Annotated in this window: 23 protein-coding genes, 1 rRNA gene and 1 pseudogene; 10 read left to right on the forward strand and 15 right to left on the reverse strand. The window is 66.0% G+C overall.

Translation table 11 applies throughout. The features are described 5' to 3' along the window. Nucleotides 1-208: 208 nt before the first annotated feature. A complete protein-coding gene (locus tag AC1DQ3_RS20675; protein ID WP_477122013.1) occupies nt 209-1,453 on the forward strand; it encodes an EAL domain-containing response regulator in 1,245 nt (414 codons plus the stop codon). 19 nt (nt 1,454-1,472) lie between these two features. Here AC1DQ3_RS20675 and AC1DQ3_RS20680 read toward each other — a convergent pair whose 3' ends face one another. Together AC1DQ3_RS20680 and AC1DQ3_RS20685 are read right to left on the reverse strand one after the other, a co-directional pair. Beyond that, entirely contained in the window at nt 1,473-1,886 is a 414-nt protein-coding gene (locus tag AC1DQ3_RS20680; RefSeq protein WP_477122014.1) for a DoxX family protein, read from the reverse strand. Nucleotides 1,887-2,062: 176 nt separating this feature from the next. Further along, on the reverse strand, nt 2,063-3,019 hold the full coding sequence (locus AC1DQ3_RS20685) for a LysR substrate-binding domain-containing protein (RefSeq protein WP_477122015.1): 957 nt from the start codon (nt 3,017-3,019) through the stop codon (nt 2,063-2,065). Nucleotides 3,020-3,181: 162 nt separating this feature from the next. Here AC1DQ3_RS20685 and AC1DQ3_RS20690 point away from each other — a divergent pair, with 162 nt between their 5' ends. Together AC1DQ3_RS20690 and egtB are read left to right on the forward strand one after the other, a co-directional pair. Then, entirely contained in the window at nt 3,182-3,784 is a 603-nt protein-coding gene (locus AC1DQ3_RS20690; RefSeq protein WP_477122016.1) for an FMN-dependent NADH-azoreductase, read from the forward strand. A 492-nt stretch (nt 3,785-4,276) separates the two neighbouring features. Further along, complete coding sequence (gene egtB / locus AC1DQ3_RS20695; RefSeq protein ID WP_477122017.1) at nt 4,277-5,566, forward strand: ergothioneine biosynthesis protein EgtB; 1,290 nt, start codon at nt 4,277-4,279, stop codon at nt 5,564-5,566. A gap of 47 nt (nt 5,567-5,613) precedes the next feature. On the opposite strand, the gene AC1DQ3_RS20700 is transcribed toward egtB, so the two are convergent. From AC1DQ3_RS20700 to mltG, 7 genes are all read right to left on the reverse strand, one after another. Beyond that, nucleotides 5,614-6,303 carry an ankyrin repeat domain-containing protein gene (locus tag AC1DQ3_RS20700; protein ID WP_477122042.1) on the reverse strand — a complete coding sequence of 230 codons (690 nt, stop codon included), beginning with the start codon at nt 6,301-6,303 and terminating at the stop codon, nt 5,614-5,616. A gap of 1 nt (nt 6,304) precedes the next feature. After that, complete coding sequence (locus AC1DQ3_RS20705; protein ID WP_477122018.1) at nt 6,305-7,099, reverse strand: TatD family hydrolase; 795 nt, start codon at nt 7,097-7,099, stop codon at nt 6,305-6,307. 114 nt (nt 7,100-7,213) lie between these two features. Then, nucleotides 7,214-7,741, reverse strand: a complete 528-nt coding sequence (locus AC1DQ3_RS20710) for an N-acetyltransferase family protein (protein WP_477122019.1) — start codon at nt 7,739-7,741, stop codon at nt 7,214-7,216. 48 nt (nt 7,742-7,789) lie between these two features. Then, nucleotides 7,790-8,227, reverse strand: coding sequence for a PilZ domain-containing protein (locus tag AC1DQ3_RS20715; RefSeq protein ID WP_477122020.1), 438 nt, complete (start codon nt 8,225-8,227; stop codon nt 7,790-7,792). Between the two features lie 101 nt (nt 8,228-8,328). Next, complete coding sequence (locus AC1DQ3_RS20720) at nt 8,329-9,342, reverse strand: DNA polymerase III subunit delta' (RefSeq protein WP_477122021.1); 1,014 nt, start codon at nt 9,340-9,342, stop codon at nt 8,329-8,331. A 117-nt stretch (nt 9,343-9,459) separates the two neighbouring features. Then, complete coding sequence (gene tmk, locus AC1DQ3_RS20725) at nt 9,460-10,074, reverse strand: dTMP kinase (RefSeq protein WP_477122022.1); 615 nt, start codon at nt 10,072-10,074, stop codon at nt 9,460-9,462. Nucleotides 10,075-10,082: 8 nt separating this feature from the next. Further along, the gene (gene mltG / locus AC1DQ3_RS20730; RefSeq protein WP_477122023.1) at nt 10,083-11,078 is read right to left on the reverse strand and encodes an endolytic transglycosylase MltG; all 996 of its coding nucleotides are present in this window, start codon (nt 11,076-11,078) and stop codon (nt 10,083-10,085) included. A gap of 342 nt (nt 11,079-11,420) precedes the next feature. Here mltG and ygfZ point away from each other — a divergent pair, with 342 nt between their 5' ends. The 3 genes from ygfZ to AC1DQ3_RS20745 all read left to right on the forward strand — a co-directional run bounded on the left by ygfZ (nt 11,421) and on the right by AC1DQ3_RS20745 (nt 13,674). Further along, nucleotides 11,421-12,416, forward strand: coding sequence for a CAF17-like 4Fe-4S cluster assembly/insertion protein YgfZ (gene ygfZ / locus AC1DQ3_RS20735; RefSeq protein ID WP_477122024.1), 996 nt, complete (start codon nt 11,421-11,423; stop codon nt 12,414-12,416). Nucleotides 12,417-12,443: 27 nt separating this feature from the next. Then, nucleotides 12,444-12,734, forward strand: coding sequence for a DUF4936 family protein (locus AC1DQ3_RS20740; RefSeq protein WP_477122025.1), 291 nt, complete (start codon nt 12,444-12,446; stop codon nt 12,732-12,734). A 112-nt stretch (nt 12,735-12,846) separates the two neighbouring features. Next, nucleotides 12,847-13,674 carry an NRDE family protein gene (locus AC1DQ3_RS20745; protein WP_477122026.1) on the forward strand — a complete coding sequence of 276 codons (828 nt, stop codon included), beginning with the start codon at nt 12,847-12,849 and terminating at the stop codon, nt 13,672-13,674. A gap of 6 nt (nt 13,675-13,680) precedes the next feature. Here the strand turns inward: AC1DQ3_RS20745 and AC1DQ3_RS20750 are convergent, their stop codons facing one another. Continuing rightward, a complete protein-coding gene (locus AC1DQ3_RS20750) occupies nt 13,681-14,169 on the reverse strand; it encodes a hypothetical protein (RefSeq protein WP_477122027.1) in 489 nt (162 codons plus the stop codon). Nucleotides 14,170-14,219: 50 nt separating this feature from the next. Further along, the gene (locus AC1DQ3_RS20755) at nt 14,220-14,645 is read right to left on the reverse strand and encodes a GNAT family N-acetyltransferase (protein ID WP_477122028.1); all 426 of its coding nucleotides are present in this window, start codon (nt 14,643-14,645) and stop codon (nt 14,220-14,222) included. A gap of 82 nt (nt 14,646-14,727) precedes the next feature. On the opposite strand from AC1DQ3_RS20755, the pseudogene AC1DQ3_RS20760 reads away from it, so the two are divergent. Together AC1DQ3_RS20760 and otnI are read left to right on the forward strand one after the other, a co-directional pair. After that, nucleotides 14,728-14,892: pseudogene (locus AC1DQ3_RS20760) on the forward strand (MFS transporter); the annotation flags it as partial. 31 nt (nt 14,893-14,923) lie between these two features. Then, nucleotides 14,924-15,706, forward strand: a complete 783-nt coding sequence (otnI, locus tag AC1DQ3_RS20765) for a 2-oxo-tetronate isomerase (protein ID WP_477122029.1) — start codon at nt 14,924-14,926, stop codon at nt 15,704-15,706. 19 nt (nt 15,707-15,725) lie between these two features. Here the strand turns inward: otnI and AC1DQ3_RS20770 are convergent, their stop codons facing one another. The 3 genes from AC1DQ3_RS20770 to AC1DQ3_RS20780 all read right to left on the reverse strand — a co-directional run bounded on the left by AC1DQ3_RS20770 (nt 15,726) and on the right by AC1DQ3_RS20780 (nt 18,435). Further along, on the reverse strand, nt 15,726-16,163 hold the full coding sequence (locus AC1DQ3_RS20770) for a YbgC/FadM family acyl-CoA thioesterase (RefSeq protein ID WP_477122030.1): 438 nt from the start codon (nt 16,161-16,163) through the stop codon (nt 15,726-15,728). A gap of 133 nt (nt 16,164-16,296) precedes the next feature. Next, nucleotides 16,297-17,283: a tripartite tricarboxylate transporter substrate-binding protein gene (locus tag AC1DQ3_RS20775; protein WP_477122031.1), complete on the reverse strand. Its 987-nt coding sequence runs from the start codon at nt 17,281-17,283 to the stop codon at nt 16,297-16,299. A 120-nt stretch (nt 17,284-17,403) separates the two neighbouring features. Then, nucleotides 17,404-18,435, reverse strand: a complete 1,032-nt coding sequence (locus AC1DQ3_RS20780; RefSeq protein ID WP_477122032.1) for an alpha/beta hydrolase — start codon at nt 18,433-18,435, stop codon at nt 17,404-17,406. 227 nt (nt 18,436-18,662) lie between these two features. On the opposite strand from AC1DQ3_RS20780, the gene AC1DQ3_RS20785 reads away from it, so the two are divergent. Both AC1DQ3_RS20785 and AC1DQ3_RS20790 read left to right on the forward strand, forming a co-directional pair. Continuing rightward, nucleotides 18,663-19,811, forward strand: coding sequence for an iron-containing alcohol dehydrogenase (locus AC1DQ3_RS20785; protein WP_477122033.1), 1,149 nt, complete (start codon nt 18,663-18,665; stop codon nt 19,809-19,811). Nucleotides 19,812-19,892: 81 nt separating this feature from the next. Next, nucleotides 19,893-20,414, forward strand: a complete 522-nt coding sequence (locus AC1DQ3_RS20790; protein WP_477122034.1) for an O-acetyl-ADP-ribose deacetylase — start codon at nt 19,893-19,895, stop codon at nt 20,412-20,414. 55 nt (nt 20,415-20,469) lie between these two features. On the opposite strand, the gene rrf is transcribed toward AC1DQ3_RS20790, so the two are convergent. Then, nucleotides 20,470-20,582, reverse strand: a 5S ribosomal RNA gene (gene rrf / locus AC1DQ3_RS20795). Nucleotides 20,583-20,617 lie beyond the last annotated feature (35 nt).

Raw genomic sequence — 20,617 nt, forward strand, 5'->3', positions numbered from 1 at the left:
GCGGGTCTGGGAGCAGCAATTCCGTGCTAGATGTTTGCCAAGATGTAATATCCCGCGATTTTTGCAGGGAAGCGCCCTGCCCTGCCATGCCGACCGCCGCTACCGATGCTGAGGCCGCTCAATGCAAAGGCGCGCCCGGCACGCAACAGGTGCGCTACTATGGGGCGACGCCTGCCGCAATTTCCATCGACCCGATCCCGAGCCAACCATGCAGACACGCTACGCCGGACTGTCCGCCCTGGTGGTCGATGACCATCCTTTCCAATTGCTGGCAGCGGAACAGTTGCTGATCCAGTTAGGCGTCAGCGACGTGCATCGCACCGCAGACGGCCGCGCTGCGCTGGACATGCTCGCCACGCGCAAGTTCGACCTCGTGCTCTGCGATATCGAAATGCCGGGGCTCAACGGGCCTGGCATGATGGACGAACTGACCCGGCGCAAGGACAACGCCTTTGCCGGCGCCCAGCCGCTGTGGGTCTGGGTGTCGGCGCTGCAGGACGACATCATCGAGTCCCATGTGAATCTGGCCGATTCGGTCGGGCTGGTCCATGTGCGGGCGCTTCGCAAGCCGATCTCGGCAGCGGTGCTGGAGGAAATCCTGCAGGATGCACTGGAGCGCGACCTTACCGCGGAAGTGCCCGAGGCGGCGCCAAGCCAGCCGGACGACCGCGACTTGCTCGCCGCGATGCGAAACTCCGGTGCCTTCTTCATCATGCTGCAGCCCCAGTTCAGGATCGGCAGCGGCGCCCTGGCCGGCGCCGAGGCGCTTTGCCGCTGGCGCCATCCGGTGCTGGGCCTGATCCGCCCCGAACTGTTCATCCCCAGGCTGGAGGCGCTGGGCGAGGCCGATGCGATTTTCCAGCTGGCAGGCCAGCAGTGCCTGGCGGTGCAGCGGCAGCTGCTGGCGCGCGGCGTGCGCATCCCGCTCAGCATCAACGCCTCCGCCCAGACGCTGTGCCACCCCGGTGTGCTGGACACCTTCGATGCCATGGTGGAAGCCAGCGGCATGCCACGCCAGCTATTGATCATCGAGCTGACCGAAGGCTATCCGGTGCCCGACACCCGTGCCCTGTCGATTGCGTTGAACCGCCTGCGCCTGCTTGGCTACGGCGTGGCGATCGACGATTTCGGGATCGGCATCGCCACCCTGAAACTGCTGGCCGACCTGCCGTTCACCCAGATCAAGCTGGACCGCTCCTTCGTGGTCGCGGTGCCGGGCAACAGCCAGCGCGCGGCGATCTGCCGCAACGTCATCAACCTCGCGCGCGATCTCATGCTGGAGTGCGTGGCCGAGGGCATCGAAACTCCCGCGCAGCGCGATGCGCTGCAGGCCCTGGACTGCGATCTCGGCCAGGGCTACCTGTGGTCGCCCGCGCTGCCGCCCGATATGTTCGTGGCCGAGACGCTGGGCCGCTGGGCCGCTGGCAGCCCCGCGGGCATCCCGGCGGCATGAGGAGCAGCGGGCAGCGAGGCTAGTTCCATCTGCCGCCGATGCCGCCCACACTCAGGCGCCCCGCGCCCAGCAGCGCAACCGCGAGCGCGGCGGCCAGGAACATCGCCTGCAGTTCCAGCGCCCAGCCGCCTGTATTGGCCAGCATGCCGAGCTGTTTCGTATGCACCAGCCCCACCGCGGTCAGCATGTTGACGGCCACGACCAGCGCGGCGAGCCGCGCCCAGAGACCCAGGATCAGCAGGGCCGGCGCCACCACTTCGCCGATGTAGACAAGGTATGCCAGGGCCGGCGGCAAGCCAGCTTGCGTCACCGCTTGCAAGACGGAACCGGGCCCGCTGATCAGCTTGGATATCCCGTGCAGCAGGATCAGCGCGCCGAGCACGATGCGCAGCAGCGCCTTGCCGAGTTCCTGGGATCCTTGTGAACCGCTCATGGTTGTCACTCCTTGTCAGGTTGGAACAGCCAGGGCACCGCGGAAGCGGCTTTACCTCCACGCGCCGGCTTGCCCCTGTACCTTAGCGCGCACGGCGGTGAAGGTAAAGGCGCAAGACGCAAGTGCCGGGAACCAGTGCGGCGGGCGCGGCAGGCAGACTGCATGGAAGGCGTCCCTCAGGCCATGCCGATCGGACGATGCATGCCGGGTTGCCGGGGCGGCTGCATCCCCGCCTTGTAAGCTGTCTCAGGCAGGATCTCGGCGAGGAAATCGAGAAAGCGCCGCAGCGCCGGCGGCATCCCCTTGCGCGAGGGAAATACCGCATGCAGGGTGCCGACCGGCATGATCCACTGGGGCAGCAGCACTTCCAGCTCGCCGCTTTCGATAGCGTCGCGGCAGAACATGCGCGGCAGCATCGCCACGCCCACGCCCGCGATGGCGGCCTCGCGCAGCAAGGCGAATTCGTCACAGATCAGGCGCGGGTCGTAGGCAATATGGATGGACTGTCCGGTATTGCAGGTCAGCGACCAGACGTGCTTGCCATCGTGCGGCTTCTGGTTGACGCCGGGCATGCCGTCCAGGGCTTCGGGGGTGCGCGGGCGCCCAATGCTGTCGAGCAACGCCGGACTGGCCACCAGCATGAGCGGGCTTTCGCCGTAGGTGCGCACCACCAGCGAGGAATCGTCCATGACGTCGCGCACCCGCAGCGCCAGGTCGAATCCTTCGCCGATGACGTCGACGCGGCGGTTGGTGGCCTCCACTTCGATCCGAACCCCGGGATTTGCCTGCAGGAAATGCCCGATGGCCGGCGCCAGCAGACTTTGGGCAATCGCCACCGGGCAGCTGATGCGCAGGTTGCCACCCGGCTGGTCGCGTGCCTGCTCAATCACCTCGCGCGCCGCCTCCACCTCCGCCAGCATCGCGCGGCAGCGCTCGTAGTACGCCTCGCCGATCTGCGTCACGCGCACTTGCCGGGTGGTCCGGCGCAGCAACTGCACGCCCAGGTCGCGCTCCAGCTGCGCAATGCGCCGGCTCAGGCGGGACTTTGGCACACCACTCGCACGGCTGGCGGCGGAAAAACTGCCATGCTGGACCACTTGGGCAAACAGCGAGAGATCGTTCAGGTCTTGCATCGGATTTCCTTGGCGGGGAGCGCGCCAGAGTAGCAGCCGCCATGCCGGACTGCCAGCCTGCCGTTCCGTTTCTGGAACAATAAGTTCTATTTTGCCCCACTACCGGCATCAATGGCAGACCGCTATCTTTCACGCATCCAACCGAACCCCCTGGAGATGAACATGAAGATCTTGCAAATTGACTCGAGCGTACTTGGCGGCCATTCCGCTTCCCGTGCCCTGACCGCCAAGGTCGTGGCCGACCTGCGCGCCATCAACCCCCAAGCCACCCTGACCGTGCGCGACCTGGACCAGGACGCGCCGGCCCACCTGTCGAACGCGCTGCTGCCCGTGCTGGGCGGCCCGAAGGACGGCCTGAACGCCGTACAGGAAAGCGAACTGCAGCGCACCGAAGCCTTCCTGAAGGAATTCCTGGAAGCCGACGTGCTGGTCTTGGGCGTGCCGCAATACAACTTCAGCATCCCCAGCCAGCTCAAGTCCTGGATCGACCGCATCGCCCAGGCTGGCCGCACCTTCAAGTATACCGAGACCGGCCCGGTCGGCCTGGCCGGTGGCAAGCGCATGATCGTGGTGTCGTCGCGCGGCGGCGTGCGCCAGGACGCCAATGCCCTGGACCTGCATGAGCAGACCGTCGACGCGGTGTTCCGCTTCCTGGGCATCACCGATATCACCTACGTCCGCGCGCATGGCCTCGCCATGGGCCCGGAAGCCCGCGAAGCCTCCCTGGCCTCGGCCAACAGCGCCGTGACAGCCCTGGCCGCGTAACCGGCCGACCGCGGCCCGGCGGCAGCAAGCCGCCGCGCCACGAGGCAAAGCGCCCGCCCGCAGTCATGCCGGCGGGCGCTTTGCGTTGGTGCTGGCGCTGCTGCGCCAGCAACATCGCGCGCAACTCTCGTGGTCAGACGCTGCGCGACGAAGCGCATATACACCGGCTGTGGTACGACCGGCGCCCGCAATCCTTGTTCGAGGCGGCACTCCGCGCGGACGTGGTGGCGATCGGCCAGAGCCGTGTCCCGCCTCTTCGGCCGGACCGCCTGGCGAATCCCTTGACCGGGGTCTTGTCGGCACATGCCTGCTATACCCGGTGCATGATCGGGTCTATGATGGTTCCGAACGCTTGAGCGGTTTCGTTTTACGTCCATCCAGGGGGAAGCCCGCGCGGCCTTGTTGCGCCTATTGCGCGCGTACTGTGCGTATTGCACATGATGCGCGGGCCTGGATCGGAACCTGTCCCGCAAGATCAATAAGGGAGCCCGCATGTCCTCTGCCCTGCTGCCTGCCAGCGCCGTGCATCCTCCGCACGAGCCAGCCCTGCTTGCCCGGTATCGCCACGTCCGCTCGGCCACCGAGGCCATGGTCGCCGACCTGACCGACGCCGACGCCACGGTGCAGTCGATGGACGACGCCAGCCCGGCCAAATGGCACCTGGCGCATACCACCTGGTTCTTCGAGGAATTCGTGCTGACGGCCCGCATCCCGGACTACGAGCCGGTCGATCCGCAGTACCGCTACCTGTTCAATTCCTATTACGAATCGGTCGGCGCCCGCCACCCGCGCCCGCGCCGGGGATTGCTCTCGCGGCCTTCGCTGGACGAGATCCTGGCTTACCGGGAGGCGGTCGACGAAACCATGCTCGGGCTGCTGACAAGCGCCCAGACGGATGCCGAGGCTGCCCTGATCGAGCTTGGCCTGAACCACGAACAGCAGCACCAGGAACTGCTGCTGACCGACATCCTCCACTTGTTCGCGCAGAATCCGCTGAAGCCGGCTTTTGCGCCGGAGTTGCTGGTGCCCGTCATCGCCGACCCTCGCCCGGCCGCGGAATGGATCCCCTTTGCCGGCGGCGTCGTCGCCATCGGCCACGATAGCGACGGCTTTGCCTTCGATTGCGAAAGCCCGCGCCACAATGTGCTGCTGCAGCCCTACCAGCTCTGCTCCCACCCCATCAGCAACCACCAGTGGTTCGAATTCATCGAAGACGGCGGTTACAGTACCGCCGGCCTTTGGCTGTCGGATGGATGGCGCTGGGTGTGCGAACAGGGCATCGAGGCACCGCTGTACTGGGAGGAACGCGAGGGCACCTGGTGGCAGATGAGCTTACGCGGTATGCAGCCAGTCGATCCGGACAGCCCGGTCACCCATGTCAGCTTCTATGAGGCCGATGCCTTCGCCCGCTGGGCCGAGCGCCGCCTGCCGACCGAGGCGGAATGGGAGCACGCGGCGCGCAACCTGCCGGCCACCGGGAATTTTATCGAAGGACGGATTCTGCGGCCGCTGCCTGACCGGCAGAACACCTCGGGTGCGCTGCGGCAGATGTTTGGCGATGTGTGGGAATGGACCGCCAGCCCCTTCCAGCCCTATCCCGGCTTCCGGCCGACCGCCGGCTCGGTGGGGGAATACAACGGCAAGTTCATGTGCAGCCAGATGGTGCTGCGCGGCGGCTCCTGCGTGACGCCGGAATCGCATATCCGTTCCAGCTACCGCAACTTCTTCTACCCGCACCAGCGCTGGCAGTTCACCGGCGTGCGCCTGGCGGACGACGTATAGGCGCCGGGGCAGGAACCGCCCGGACCAGCCGGCGCGGTTCCCGTGGCTCAGTTCCAGCCCTTCTGCGGGGGCTGCGCGCTCAGCGGCGTCTGCGGATACAGCTTCTGCCAGCGCGATTTCAGGCCCTCGGCGATTTCCTTCTGGTGGTAGCGCTCGGCGAAATCGATCACCGTCATGGCCTGCTGGTTCTTCAGCCGCATGTCGGCACCTTCATCCAGCAGCAGCTTGACAGTCTCGATATGGCCGCCGCGTGCCGCCATCATCAGCGGCGTGGTGCCGTTGGGGCTTTCCGCGTCAATATAAGCCGCGTGGTCGACCAGGAATTTAACAATCTCGTTATTGCCGTTGGTCGCCGCGTAGTGCAATGGCGTCCAGCCCGTCTTGTTAATCTCAACCTCCATCTGGTCGACCATCAGCTTGACCATGCTGATCTCGTTCTGCAGGCTGGCCATCATCAGCGGCGTCTCGCCAGCCGCATTGGTCTTGTCGAAATCGATATCCTTGGCCCGGATCAGCGCCTCGGCCACTTTCAGCGACTTCTCCCGCAACGCCACCACCAGCATGGGATTGCCTTTGGCGTCCACCAGGTTGGGATCGACGCCGCGCGCCAGCATCTTCTGGGCGGCCTTGACGTCGTCGAACTCCACTGCCTTGCGCATGTCGTCCACGGGCGCCGCCCAGGCGATGGTGCCGGAAAGCAGGGCAGCGACAGCGGCGAGGCGCCGGACAGTTTTCATATTAAGCATGAGCTTTCCTATCTATATGCTTGAAAAGACGGAAGAAATTGTCGGTCGTTTGCTCCGCCAACGCTTCGACCGGCATGCCGCGCAGATTGGCGATGAACTCGCCAACATGGCGCACCCAGGCCGGCTGGTTGGTCTTGCCGCGGTAAGGCACGGGGGCCAGGTAGGGCGAATCGGTCTCGATCAGCATGCGGTCCAGCGGTATCTTGCGCGCGGTTTCCTGCAACTCCAGCGCGTTCTTGAACGTCACGATGCCGGAAAACGAGATATGGAAGCCTTCATCCAGGGATTGCCGGGCAATGTCCCAGCTTTCGGTAAAGCAATGCATCACCCCGCCGGCGGCACGCGCGTCTTCCTCGCGCATCAGGCGCAGGGTGTCGTCGGCGGAAGAACGGGTATGGATGATGAGCGGCTTGCCGGTCTGCCGCGCGGCGCGGATATGGGTGCGGAAACGCTCGCGCTGCCACTCCATGTCGGCAATGCTGCGGCCGTTCAGGCGGTAGTAGTCGAGCCCGGTCTCGCCGGTGCCGACCACGCGCGGATGCGCCAACAGCGCCAGCAGGCGCTCCAGCGTGGGCTCCTCGCCCTCCTCGTGGTCGGGATGGACGCCGACCGAGGCATACAGATGCGGATGCTGCTCGGCGAGCGCCAGCACGCGCGGAAAATCTTCCAGCGTGACCGAGATGCACAGCGCATGCGTTACCTGGTTGGCACGCATGTTCTCCAGCAGTTCGGGCAAGCGCTCGGCCAGTTCGGGAAAGTCTAGATGGCAGTGGGAATCGACAAACATTGGGGCGGTTTCCGGATGGTGGCGCCGCCGCGAGCGGCGCCACCCGCTATTGTATCCGGTCGCGCCCACGCGCCCGTGGCGGATCACCAGACGGCGCCCTGGGCGCCCCGCCCCTCAGGATTGTTCTTCAGGCCTGGTCAGATGCCGGCCGAGGATGATCAGGTCGCGCTCGACCCCGTCGAGCACCGYCACGCGCGGCAGGTTGCCCCAGCGCTCGAAACCCAGCGAAGTGAACAGGCCCAGGCTGGGCGCGTTGTGGCCGAAGATAAAACCCAACAGGGTCTTGACCCCAATCTGCGGCGCATGCGCAATGGCCTGCTGCAGCAGGAAGCGTCCCAGCCCCTGACCCCTGCGGCCGGCATCGAGGTAGATCGAGACTTCCGCGGTGGCGCCATAGGCCGGGCGGCCATAGAAGTCGGAAAAGCTGAGCCAGCCGGCCATCTTCCCGTCCCGGTCCTCCGCCACCCACAGGGGCCGGCGCTCGGGCCGGTGGTTGTCGAACCAGGCCTGGCGCGAATCCACCGCGACCGGCTCCGTATCCGCCGTAACCATGCGCGATGCCACGGTGCTGTTGTAGATGGCGACAATGGCAGCGAGGTCGCGCTGCTCCGCGACCCGAACGGAAAAATCGGAATCACTCATTTTAAAAATCTTTCAAAACAATAGCTTGGATGAGAAACCCAAGGTCAATTATAAAGTCTGCGTCGGCTTGCCCGATTCGATTGTCTTGCCCAGGATTTCTTCCACGGCACGGCGCAGGTTGCGGCCATTCTCGTCGTCGGGCAAGTGGATCCCGATCCCCGGTGTCTTGTTCGGCGTGCCGACGGGCGTGATCCATGCCACCTGGCCGGCAATCTGGTACTTCTGCGGCCTGTCCAGCAGCGACAGCACCAGGAACACTTGTTCGCCCAGCCGGAAAGGCCGGTTGCTCGGCACGAAGATCCCCCCGCGTTGCAGGAACGGCATATAGGCGGCATGCAATCCTGCCTGGTCCTTGATCGAAAGCGAAAGTACGTTCGGCCGGGAAGCGGCGCCCGGAACTGTCGGCGCCCCAATGCCGCCCGCCCCGCCTGCGCCTGTGGCGCCGGGAGCGTCGGCGCCCCGTGCCCCTGTCACTTCTGTATTCATGACTGACCCCTTGTTCACTTCATGGCCTTAAGGCCTTATTGGACTGATCGAACCCATCGGACTCGCTGGACTAGCCGGACTAGCCGGACTTGCCCGACTGCTCAGGCTGGTTGAAACAACTGCCTGTACTCAAGAAACACGGCTTCCATGACCAGGCGCGCCGCCAGCGGGTGGTTCTCGCTGCGGCGATGATTCAGCAGCCGCGTGGAGAAAGCCTGCAGCCGGTGCGCATCGGTGGCCTGTGCGCAACGCGCCAGCACCGCCTGTTCGCGCGGGAAGTAACGCGGACCCGGAGCCGCGGCCAGGCGCGCCGACAGCAAATCGTACGTCCAGCGCTGCAGGATGCCAAGCACTGATGGCACCGGCATTTTCTGAACGTGCTCGGCTGCCGCCAGCGCATCGAAGGCGGCGGCGGCACCAAGCTGGCTCACCAGCCAGCGCTGCAGCGGCTGCTCTTCCGCTTCGGCGGCATGCAGCGCGCTCAGCGGCGAGCCGCCCGCCAGCGCCAGTTGGGCCTCGGCATCGCCCACGCCCTGGCTGCCCAGCCACGCCATGGCCTCGGCGGCGGAAGGCCGCTGCACGGAAAACTGGYGGCAGCGCGACAGGATGGTGGGCAGCACCCGGTCCAGGCGATCGGTCACCAGCAGGAACACGGTGGACGGCGGCGGCTCTTCCAGCGTCTTGAGCAGGGCGTTGGCCCCTTCGCTTTGCAGCGCATCGAGCGGATAGACGACCACCAGCCGCAGGCCGGCGCGGTGCGTGCCGATGCCGACCGTATCGATCAGGGCCCGCACCTGCTCCATGCGGATCACCTTGCTGGGGGCCTTCTTCTTGCCGCTCTCGTCGGTCTCGACCTCGCCCAAGGCCTCCATGGCTTGCGGGCGAACCACGCTGAAGTCCGGATGGTTACCCTGGCTGAACCAGTGGCAGGCGGCGCATGTGCCGCAGGGCTGGCCGTCGGGCCGCGGGGTTTCGCACAGCAGTCCCTGGGCGAAATGCAGCGCCAGGTCGCGTTTGCCGATGCCTTGCTGGCCGTGGATCAGCAAGGCATGCGGGAGCCGCTCGCGCAGCGCGTTCAGCCGTTGCCAGTCTTCTTTCTGCCAGGGATAAAGCATGCGAATCAGTGAGTTAGGGTTAGATCTTCGTGTGACAACGCAGATTGCGGGCAAGACGCGCAGCGGCGGCTTCCATCGTTCCGGCCACGATCACAGACTGCAAATAGTGATGTTGATTCAAAGCGTTGCCATGATTTTCTCAAGCTCTACCTGAATCTCGGCGATGGTCCGGGTGGCGTCGATGACCCGGAACCGCTGCGGGGATTCCGCCGCGCGGCGTAGGTATTCCTGCCGGGTGCGGTCGAAGAAGGCACGAGACTCGGCCTCGAACTTGTCGGGCTCGCGGGCGCTGGCCAGGCGTGCGCTGGCGGTCTCCAGCGGCACGTCGAACAGCAGCGTGAGGTCCGGCTGCAGGCCGTCCTGCACCCAGGCCTCCAGCACTTCGAGCCGGGCGCGCGGCAAGCCGCGGCCACCACCCTGGTAAGCGAAGGTGGCATCGGTGAAGCGGTCGGAAACAACCCAGTCGCCCCGGGCCAGGGCCGGTTCGATGACTTCGGCAATATGCTCGCGGCGAGCCGCGAACATCAGCAAGGCCTCCGTTTCAAGATGCATCTTGCGATGCAGCAGCAACTGCCGCAGGTCCTCGCCAAGCGGCGTGCCGCCCGGCTCGCGGGTGGTGACAACGGCGGCATTGCCGGCCACACGGGCGCGCAGGCGCTGCGCCACCCACTCCACGTGGGTGCTCTTGCCAGCACCGTCGATACCTTCGAATGTAATGAATTTTCCGCGCATGGAGAGACTTATTTGCCGCGCTGGTACTTATCTACCGCGCGGTTGTGTTCGGGAAGCGAGTTGGAGAAATGGCTGCTGCCGTCGCCGCGCGCCACGAAGTACAGCGCATCGGACGGCGCCGGCGCGGTGGCCGCGGCCAGCGAGGCCAGCCCGGGCAAGGCGATCGGGGTGGGCGGCAGGCCGTTACGGGTGTAGGTATTGTAAGGGGTGTCGGTCTGCAGGTCGCGCTTGCGGATATTGCCGTCGAACGCTTCGCCCAGGCCGTAGATCACGGTGGGATCGGTCTGCAGCATCATGCCCTTCCTGAGGCGGTTGACGAACACGGCGGCAATCAGCGAGCGCTCGACCGACTGGCCGGTTTCCTTTTCCACGATGGACGCCATGATCAGCGCGTCATAGGGCGACTTGTAAGGCAGGTTGGGGGCACGCGCATTCCAGGCATCGGTCAGGCGGCGCTGCATCGCGCGGTAGGCATGGCGGTACAGTTCCAGGTCGCTGCTGCCGCGCGCAAACAGGTAGGTGTCGGGGAAGAACAAGCCCTCCGGGGCTGGCTCAGGCGCACCGATCGCCTTCATCAGCTCCGCATCGGACAAGCCGCGGCTATCGTGGTTGAGCGCCGGGTGCGCATCCACGGCTGCGCGCATCTTGCGGAATTCCCACCCTTCGATCACGGTGAGCACGTAGTGGTTGACCTCGCCACGGGCGATCTTGCCGACCACCGACAACGGCGTGGCGGTGCTGTCGAACTCGTAGCCGCCAGCCTTGAGGTCGCCGCCGTGGCCGGTAAGGCGCACCAGCAAGGCGAACAGGCGCGGATCCATGCGCACGCCACCGCGTTCGATCTGGCGGCCGACGCTGGCCACGCTGGAGTTGGGCTTGATCACCACTTCGATCGGCGAGACCGAAAGCTGGAGTGGATGAGTGGCCCACCAGGCAAAGGCACCGGCAGCGGCAATCGCGAAAACCACGGCGACCAGGGTCAGTCGCAGGAAAAGACGTTTCATGTAGGGCAAAGTATGGCGGCGCATCGTGCGTCCCGGCAACGCCGGCGGCGCGCTGCGTCAATCGCGCAGGGCGCCGGCTGAAATGGCGACAGCCTCATATAATACCGGGAGCCTTGCACCGCCACGAGCGCGCCCCATATGCCGGATATCCGGCGGATACCGCCAACCTGGCCTGGTGGCACCGGTTTTGCGCCAGTTGCCGCGCCTTTCGCGGCCGCTTTCGCTGTGATTTGCCGGCCGTTGCGGCCCGTTAGCCTTTTGTAGCGATTTGTTGCCTGCTGTAGGCCTTTGCACCTTTGATCCGGCGCTGCCCAGCGCCCCCCCTTGCTTGCGATACCTGCCATGAATTCCCCTTCCCCAGACCTCGCCACCCAGTTCGAAGCCGTACGCCAGCGCGGAGTCGTCTGCAGGCCCGCGCAACTGGGCCTGATCCGGGTTGCCGGCGACGATGCCGCCGGTTTCCTGCACACCCAACTGACCAACGCCGTCGACGATCTTGCCATTGGCACCGCCCGCGTGGCCGGCTACTGCTCGGCCAAGGGCCGCCTGCTCGCCAGCTTCCTGGTCTGGCGGGACGAAGAAGGCATTGTGCTGCAACTGTCGGCGGACCTGCAGCCCGCCATCCAGAAGCGCCTGTCGATGTTCCTGCTGCGCGCCAAGGCGCGCTTGTCCGACCTGACGTCCGAGCGCGCCGTGCTGGGCGTGGCGGGCGCCGGCGCCGCCGCGGCACTGCAGGCGGCGGGCCTGCCCGCCCCCGCCGAGCCCTGGTCGACTGCCGCCGCGGCTGCCGCCACCGTGATCCGGCTCGCCGACGGCGCCGGCCTGCCGCGCTGGCAGGTGGTGCTGCCGGCCGAACAGGCCGCCGATATGCAGGCCGCGCTGTCGGCGCACCTGCTGCCGGCGGACATGGCGGTGTGGGACTGGCTGGAGGTGCAGGCCGGCGTGCCGCGCATCGCGCTGGCCACCCAGGAGCAGTTCGTGCCGCAGATGATCAACCTGGAACTCGTCGGCGGCGTAAGCTTTCGCAAGGGCTGCTATCCGGGCCAGGAAATCGTGGCGCGCAGCCAGTACCGAGGCACGCTCAAGCGCCGCATGTGGCTGATCCACGGCGAAGGCGAAGCACCGGCCGCGGCCGCCGAGATCTTCCGCCCCGAGGATCCCGAGCAGCCCTGCGGCATGGTGGTCAATGCCGCCGCCGCGCCGCAAGGCGGCTGGGACGGCCTGGCCGAACTCAAGATCGATGCCGCCGGTGGCGCCCTGCACCTGGGTAGCGCAAGCGGCAGCCCGGTGCGCGTGGGCGAACTGCCCTACGCGGTACCCATTGGCGACGCCGCCTGAACCACCCGCCGCGCGCAGGAGACTGTCATGAGCGACCACCTCTACGTCTATTTCCGGGTGCCGGAAACGCTGGCTGATGCCGCGCTGCCGCATTGGCATCGCTGGATGGAGACCGTTGCCGAAGCCGGCGGAATTGGTGGTACGCTCCTACGCAGGCCCGAATCGCGCGACGGCATGCAGACCTGGATGGAGGCTTATGCCGACGTGCCGCCTGCCTTCGATCTGTTGCTCGATGGCCTGTGGCGGCAGAGCGGGCTGCAGGAATTTATCAGCGGCGAACGGCAGGTCGAGCGCTTTGTCGATCTGGACCAGCTCTGATGGCGGCACCTGGCGCACCGCGCCGCGGTGGTTACCCGAAGGATGAAACCGCAGTCATTGCAGCAATTGCAGTCATTGCCGTGACCGTAGTGAACGCAGTAAAGGAAGCGTTATGTGCCTGATTCTGGCCGCCTGGCAATCGCACCCGGACTATGCGCTGGTGGTGGCCGGCAACCGCGACGAGTTCTATGCCCGCCCCGCGGCGCCCGTGCATTGGTGGGAAGATGCCCCCAATGTACTGGCCGGCCGCGACCTGGCGGAAGTGATCGGCGAGCCGGGCACATGGATGGGCCTGGCCGGCGACGGCCGCTTTGCCGCCCTGACCAACTACCGCGCACCTACCGAAAAACGCACCGATGCCCGCTCGCGCGGCGAGCTGGTGGCCGGATTCCTGCGTGGCAATAGCGATCCCGAATCCTATCTGTCCGGACTGCAGCCGCGCGCCGGCGCCTACAACGGCTTCAACCTGCTGGCCTGCGACCTGCGCGAACTCTGGTGGTACAGCAACCGTGGCGCAGCACCCCATCCGCAGCGCCTCAAGCCCGGGCTCTATGGCCTGTCCAACGCCTTGCTCGATACCCCCTGGCCCAAGGTGCGCAGCCGTGTCGGCGCGCTTGCGCAAGCCGTGGCAGCCGACACCGGCCAGCCCGGCGCCAGCGCCGATCCCTATTTCGAGCTGCTGGCCAATGACCGCCAGGCGCTGGATTGCGAGCTGCCCAGCACCGGCGTGACACCGGAGTGGGAAAAGCTGCTGTCCTCGGCGTTCATCCGCTCGCCCAGCTACGGCACCCGCGCCAGCACGGTGCTGCGCGTACGCCACGATGGCCGCTTCGAACTCTGCGAGCGCAGCTTCGACTCCAACGGCCGTACCGGCGAGGTGTCGTACCGCGGCCACCTGCGGGTTGCCCGCGATGCCGGCTCGGTGCAGGCGCCGCGCTGAGGCGGCTCAATACTGATACTGATGGACCACCAGGCCTAGCGGGCGCAATGCCGCGTTCAGCGCGCGAATGGCGCCCGGGTCGTTGCGCACGGCCAGCAGCCAGGCGTCCTCGAAATGCCCGATCTCCAGCAACTGCATGCCGTGCGGCGCCAGTTCGCGGTTGACGTGCGCCAGGTAGAGGGCTGCCGGCTCCATGTCGAACTCGTTGTCATCGCCGCCTAGCGGAATCCCGTCCTCGTCATAGAGATCGTCGACATCGATGGCCGACACCCCTGCCGCGCGCAGCGTGGCGAGCGCCGCCACCGCTTGCACGCCCAGCGTGCTGAAATCCCGCCAGTCGACCTGCACCAGGCATTGGTCCGCCAGCCATGGGCGTAACCATGCCGCCAGCAAGTCTTCGCCGGCAGGGGGGTCTCCGGCCGGAGCAGAGGCAAGATCGAGGGCAGGCGTGGCATCTGCCAAGGCTTGCAGCAGACGGGAACGGATTTCAGGCATCAGCGCGGTGACGAGGCAAGGCGACTGTAAAAAAGTTGGAGATGGCGCGCTTAACCCAGCCGCTTGCGCATTTCCACGTGAGGAATGCCGGCTTCCTCGAACGCTTCGCCAACCTGCTCGAAGCCCACGCGCGCATAAAACGGTGCCGCGTAGCGCTGCGCATTAAGCACCAGTTCGGGATAGCCAAGCTCGGCGGCCTTGGCCATCAGCGCATCCAGGACCAGGGCGCCGACGCCGCTGCCGCGCGCCGCCTTGAGCACCGCCATGCGGCCGATATGGCCGTCCGGCAGCAGGCGGCCGGTGGCCAGCGCGCTGCCATCCCCGGCCAGCGCCAGCGCGTGCCAGCTGGGCTCATCCCATTCGTCCCATTCCAGTTCCACGGGCACGCCCTGCTCTTCGACGAAGACGGCGTAGCGGATGGCGCGCGCGGTGTCGCGGACTTCGGACCAGGGGGCGAGGCGGATGGTGATCGTCATGGTGTGTCTGATGCGGAAAACGAGAAAACAGCGCGGGCGCGGGCCGCCATGATACTCCGCTTGTCGCGCACCGCCGCTTGTCGTACAGAATTCGGTGGGCAACCTGGCTGGCTTTGTGGCACCGTACATGGTGGGCTGCCCGACCGACCTGACGCACAGCATGCAGTCGAGCATGTATGTCCTGTCGGCCATGCCGGTGCTCGGCGCCGGCCTGGTCTGGCTCACGCCTGCCAGGCGGGTCAACCGCCAAAAATCCTTTTCTTCTCCTGGAGCACCGCATGCCGCGCTTTGCCGCCAACCTGTCGATGATGTACACCGAGCACGCCTTCCTGGACCGCTTCGCCGCTGCGGCGGCGGACGGCTTCAAGGCAGTGGAGTACCTCTTCCCCTACGAGCATGCCGCCCCCGAGATCCGTGCGCGCCTCGACGCCAACGGCCTAACGCAGGCCCTGTTCAACGCGCCCCCGGGCGACTGGAACGCCGGAGAGCGCGGCATGGCCGCCCTGCCCGGCCGCGAGGCCGATTTCCGCGACGCCTTCGGCCACGCGCTGGAATACGCCGCCGTGATCGGCAACGACAAGGTCCACGTGATGGCGGGCCTGTTGCCTGCCGGCGCCGACCGTGCCCGCCATCGCGCCAGCTACCTCGAAAACCTGGCGCACGCCGCGCGCGCCGCTGCGGCACAAGGCATCACGGTGCTGATCGAGCCGATCAACACCCGCGACATGCCCGGCTATTTCCTCAACCGCCAGGATGACGGCCAGGCCATCTGCAAGGAAGTCGGCGCGGCCAACCTGAAGGTGCAGTTCGACTGCTACCACTGCCAGATCGTGGAAGGCGACCTCGCCGTCAAGCTCAAGCGCGACTTCGCCGGCATCGGGCATATCCAGATTGCCGGGGTGCCCGAGCGGCACGAGCCGGACCTGGGTGAGCTCAACTATCCCTACCTGTTCGAGGTGATCGACGGGCTCGGCTACGACGGCTGGATCGGCTGCGAGTATCGCCCTCGCGCGGGAACCTCCGCCGGGCTGGGCTGGCTCAAGCCTTACCTGAAGGGCTGAGCGCATCAGGCGTCAGGGATCAGGCGTCAGGCTTCGCCACTTCATAAGCCGTGATGGTTTCCCGCACCGGTCCGGGAATCGGCGCCGATTTCTGCGTCGCCGGATCGGCGCAGACATAGACGATTTCGCCCGTTATCAGGTGCTCGTCGCCGCGATACATCTCCACGCGGAACAGCATGCTGGAGCGGCCCAGGCGTGCGATGCGGCCGCGGATGTCGAGCACGTCGTCAAAGCGCGCCGACGCGTGATACTCCAGCGTGGACTTCACCACGAAGATGTCCACGCCATGCGCGTGCAGCACGTCCTCCGGATAGCGGATGCCCCCCGCCCGCCAGTACTCCGTCACGCAGATATCGCAATAGGTCAGGTAGTGCGCGTTGAAAACGATCGACTGCGGATCCACCTCCGCCCAGCGCACGCGCAACGGCATGCTGTGACGAAAATCTTCCTTTGCCATGGCGGTATTCCCCCTTGATTGCCGGCCGAAGACCGGCCCAATATGAAGCCGGCGCCGGCCCCGGACAGGGCGGCGCCGGCTCAATGCTGGCTATGCGCAGTTGTTGCGCGGTTATTACGCGCTTATTACGCGGTTATTGCGGCTTGGCCAGACCCAGCTTGTCGATGATGGCCTTTTCCTTCTTGACCGTTTCGGCAGCGAACCTGGCGTACTGCTCGCTGCTCATGTAGAACGGCTCCATGTCGAACTTGGCCAGCGCATCGCGGTAGTTCTGCATTTCCATGGCCTTCTTGAAACCGTCGTGCAGCCTCTTGACGATCTTGGGGTCGGTGCCCTTGGGCGCCACCACGCCGAACGGCGAGGTCTGCACGATGCCCAGGCCCAGCTCCTTGAGCGTCGGCACATTGGGGAAGCGCGCCGAGCGCTTCTCGCCCCAGGTCGACAGCAACCGCAGCTTGCCCGATTCCACATATGGTGCCCAGGCCGGGGTATCGGCCACTGACATCACGTGCCCGCCCAGCAGGGCCTGCATCGATTCGGAGTTGCCCTTGTAGGGGATATGCGAGAACTGCACGTTCTGCTTCATGGCCAGTTCTTCCATGGTCAGGTGCAGCGTGGTCATCGAGCCCGGCGAGCCGTAGGTCAGCTTGCCCGGGTTGGCCTTCGCATAGGCAATATATTCCTGCATGGTCTTGATCGGCGAATCCGCCGGGACCACCAGGCCGAACGAGTAGCCGGCCAGGTTGATCACGTAGGACAGGTCCTTGACCGGATCCCAGTTGATCTTGGTGGTGTACGGCAGGCGGTAGACCGGCATCGCTACCTGCGCCAGCGTGTAGCCGTCCGGCTGGGTCGATTGCATCAGCTGTGCGGGCAGCACGCCGCCCGCACCCGGCTTGTTCTCGATGATCACCGGCTGGCCGAAGATCCTGGAAGCGTTTTCTGCCAGCACGCGGAACGGCAGGTCGGTGGAGCCGCCGGCGGTATAGCCGATGATCAGGCGGATCGGCCGTTGTGGGAAATTGTCCGCCTGCGCCAGGGCCGGCGCGCTGGCCAGCCCGAGAATTGCCGCGGTGGCGGCGAGTCCGCCCACTTGGGCGAGGAAATGGCGGCGTTGCATGGATCTATGTCTCCTGTCGCTATTGGAATTGCTGGTACAAATGATGCACTACGGTGATGCACTACGGGTAAAGCCATCAAGTCCGGGGTTCTGCGACCGCTTCGATCTGGCTGCCGGCGTTCAGCCTCCGCCGAAGGACTGGCGCAAGGCGGCGAGCGCATCGCCATGGGCGCCGGCCACCGCGGGAACGAAGCGTCCCAGCTTGAAAAAATCGTGGATCATGCCCGGGTAGTCGGCCAGTTGCGCCGGCACGCCCGCAGCACGCAGCTTGGCGGCGTAGGCCACACCTTCGTCGTGCAGCGGATCGTAGCCGGCCACGGCGATCCAGGCGGGACAGCAGCCATGCACATTGGCGCCTTTGCCCCCACCGTCGAGCGGAGCAAAGCGCCAGTCGTCGCGGCTGGCTTCGCCGTCCAGGTATTGCGAGAAAAACCACTGGATCATCGGCCCGGTCAGCAGGTAGCCTTCGGCCAGTGCGCGGTGTGAGGGCGTGTCCTGGCGGGCGCAGGTGCCGGGGTAGATCAGCATCTGCAGCACTGGCGCCAGGCCGAGATCGCGCGCATGCACCGCGCACGCGGCGGCGAGCGTGCCGCCCGCGCTGTCGCCGCCCAGGGCAATGCGGCAGGCGTCGGCGCCCAGGCGCGCGGCCTCGTTGAACACCCACTGCATCACGTCGAATGCGTCGTTCGCCGCGTGGGGGAATTTCCACTCCGGGCCAAGCCGGTAATCCACCGACAACACCATGCAATCGGCCTGCCCGCACAGCAGCCGGCACAGCGGATCATGCGAATTGATGCTGCCCACGGTGAAGCCGCCGCCGTGGAAATACAGCAACAGCGGCAGCGGCTCGGCCCAGTTGGCTTCGCGCGGCGCATACAGGCGCACCGGGATGTCGTAGCCATCGCGCGCGGCCACTGCCAGGTTTTCCACGCTGTGCACCGGCAGCGGTGCGATATCCATGATGGGCGCGCTCTTCTCGTAGGCGATCTTGGCGTCGGCCGGGTCCAGTTCGTGGATGGATGGGCGCTTGACCCGCCCGATCAGCGCCAGCAGTGCCGCTATCTGCGGGTCGAGCGGTACCTGCGGCATGCCGGACGAGGCAGGCGCGGGCTGGTCGGACGCGGGGGTCGGATTAGGCGGAACAGCGAACATAGGAGGGTCAGTGCAGTGGCAACGAACCTTCGGCAAACCGAAGCGCCGGCAGCCGCGGCCTGCCGGATGTCCGAATTGTGAACGATCGTTCGATTTTAGTACGCTTTCATATGTTTCCGCAGCCAAACATAGGAAATTTACCTGGGGCTGGTCAGATCGGCAGGTTTTGCGCGATCATCGGCCATCGTCACAAAAAAAGAAAATCCTCACCGACGGAGACAGCATAGATGGCCTTCATTTATTACCTGACCCACATCCATCTGGATTTCGGCACCATCGGCCAGCTCAAGGCGGAGTGCGAGCGCATCGGCATCCGACGCCCGCTGATCGTCACGGACAAAGGCGTGGTCGCCGCCGGGGTGGCCCGGCATGCCATCGACGCGCTGGGCGGCCTGCCGCACGAGGTGTTCGACGAAACGCCCTCCAACCCGACCGAGGCGATGGTCAAGAAGGCCGCCGCGCAGTACCGGGACAGCGGTTGCGACGGGCTGGTGGCGGTGGGCGGCGGTTCCTCCATCGACCTGGCCAAGGGCATTGCCATCCTCGCCACGCATCCGGGCGAGCTGACCACCTACGCCACGATCGAAGGCGGCAGCGGCAAGATCACCGGGCGCGCCGCGCCGCTGATCGCCGTGCCGACCACCTCGGGCACAGGCAGCGAAGTCGCGCGCGGCGCCATCATCATCCTGCAAGACGGCCGCAAGCTCGGCTTCCACTCCTGGCATTTGCTGCCGAAGTCGGCCATCTGCGATCCGGGCCTGACGCTCGGCCTGCCGCCCGGCCTGACCGCCGCCACGGGTATGGACGCGATCGCGCATTGCGTGGAGACCTTCCTGGCGCCTGCCTTCAACCCGCCCGCCGACGGCATTGCCCTCGACGGCCTGGAGCGCGGCTGGAAGCACATCGAACGCGCCACGCGCGACGGCCAGGACCGCGACGCACGGCTGAACATGATGAGCGCCTCCATGCAGGGCGCCATGGCCTTCCAGAAAGGCCTGGGCTGCGTGCATTCGCTGTCGCACCCGCTCGGCGGCCTCAAGGTGGACGGCAAGACCGGCCTGCACCATGGCACCCTGAACGCGGTGGTGATGCCGGCAGTGCTGCGCTTCAACGCCGACGCGCCCAGCGTGGTGCGCGACAACCGCTACGCCCGCCTGCGCCATGCCATGGGCCTGCCCGAGGGCGCCGACCTGGCCCAGGCCGTGCACGACATGACGGCGCGCCTCGGACTGCCCACCGGCTTGCGGCAGATGGGCGTCACCGAAGACATGTTCGACCAGGTGATCGCCGGCGCGCTGGTGGACCATTGCCACAAGACCAATCCAAAAGAGGCCAGCGCCGCGGATTATCGGCGTATGCTGGCGGAATCCATGTAAGTGCCGCGGCGGGCCGGCAGCACAGGTGCGCGGAACAGCCGGGGCGATCCAGCTTTATCCAACCAGCACGGAGAGAAGGTCATGACAGGGGAACACCTGCAGGTCTTGCACGGAGACATCACCCGCATGGAAGTCGACGCCATCGTCAACGCCGCCAATAGCGGCTTGCTCGGTGGCGGCGGCGTCGATGGCGCCATCCACGGCGCCGGCGGCCCCGCCATCATGGCTGCCTGCCGCGACATCCGCGAATCCAAGGGCGGCTGCCCCACCGGCCAGGCGGTGATCACCACCGGCGGCCTGCTGCCAGCGCCTTACGTCATCCATGCGGTCGGCCCCGTCTGGCAAGGGGGCAGCCACGATGAAGACGCCCTGCTCGCCAGCGCCTACCAGGCAAGCATCGCGCTGGCCGCGCATCACAAGCTGCGCACCATCGCCTTTCCCAATATCAGTACCGGCATCTACGGCTTCCCGCGCGAGCGCGCCGTGGATATTGCCATCACCGCAGTTCGCAAGGCACTCGCCGCGGCGCCCAGTATCGCGCAGGTGAGTTTCGTCTGCTTCGATGACGAGAATTACCGGCTCTACCGGCAGCATCTGAGTTGAAGCCGCAAAAGCAAAACCCCCCAGTACTTTCGTACTGGGGGGGTTTCAAGGGAGAGCCTGGCGATTACCTACTTTCACACGGGTATCCGCACTATCATCGGCGTGGAGTCGTTTCACGGTCCTGTTCGGGATGGGAAGGGGTGGTTCCAACTCGCTATGGTCACCAGGCATAAACGGTGGCCGCGYTGAGCTYGGCTCAACGC

This window comes from Cupriavidus sp. 01T418 (assembly GCF_056398885.1).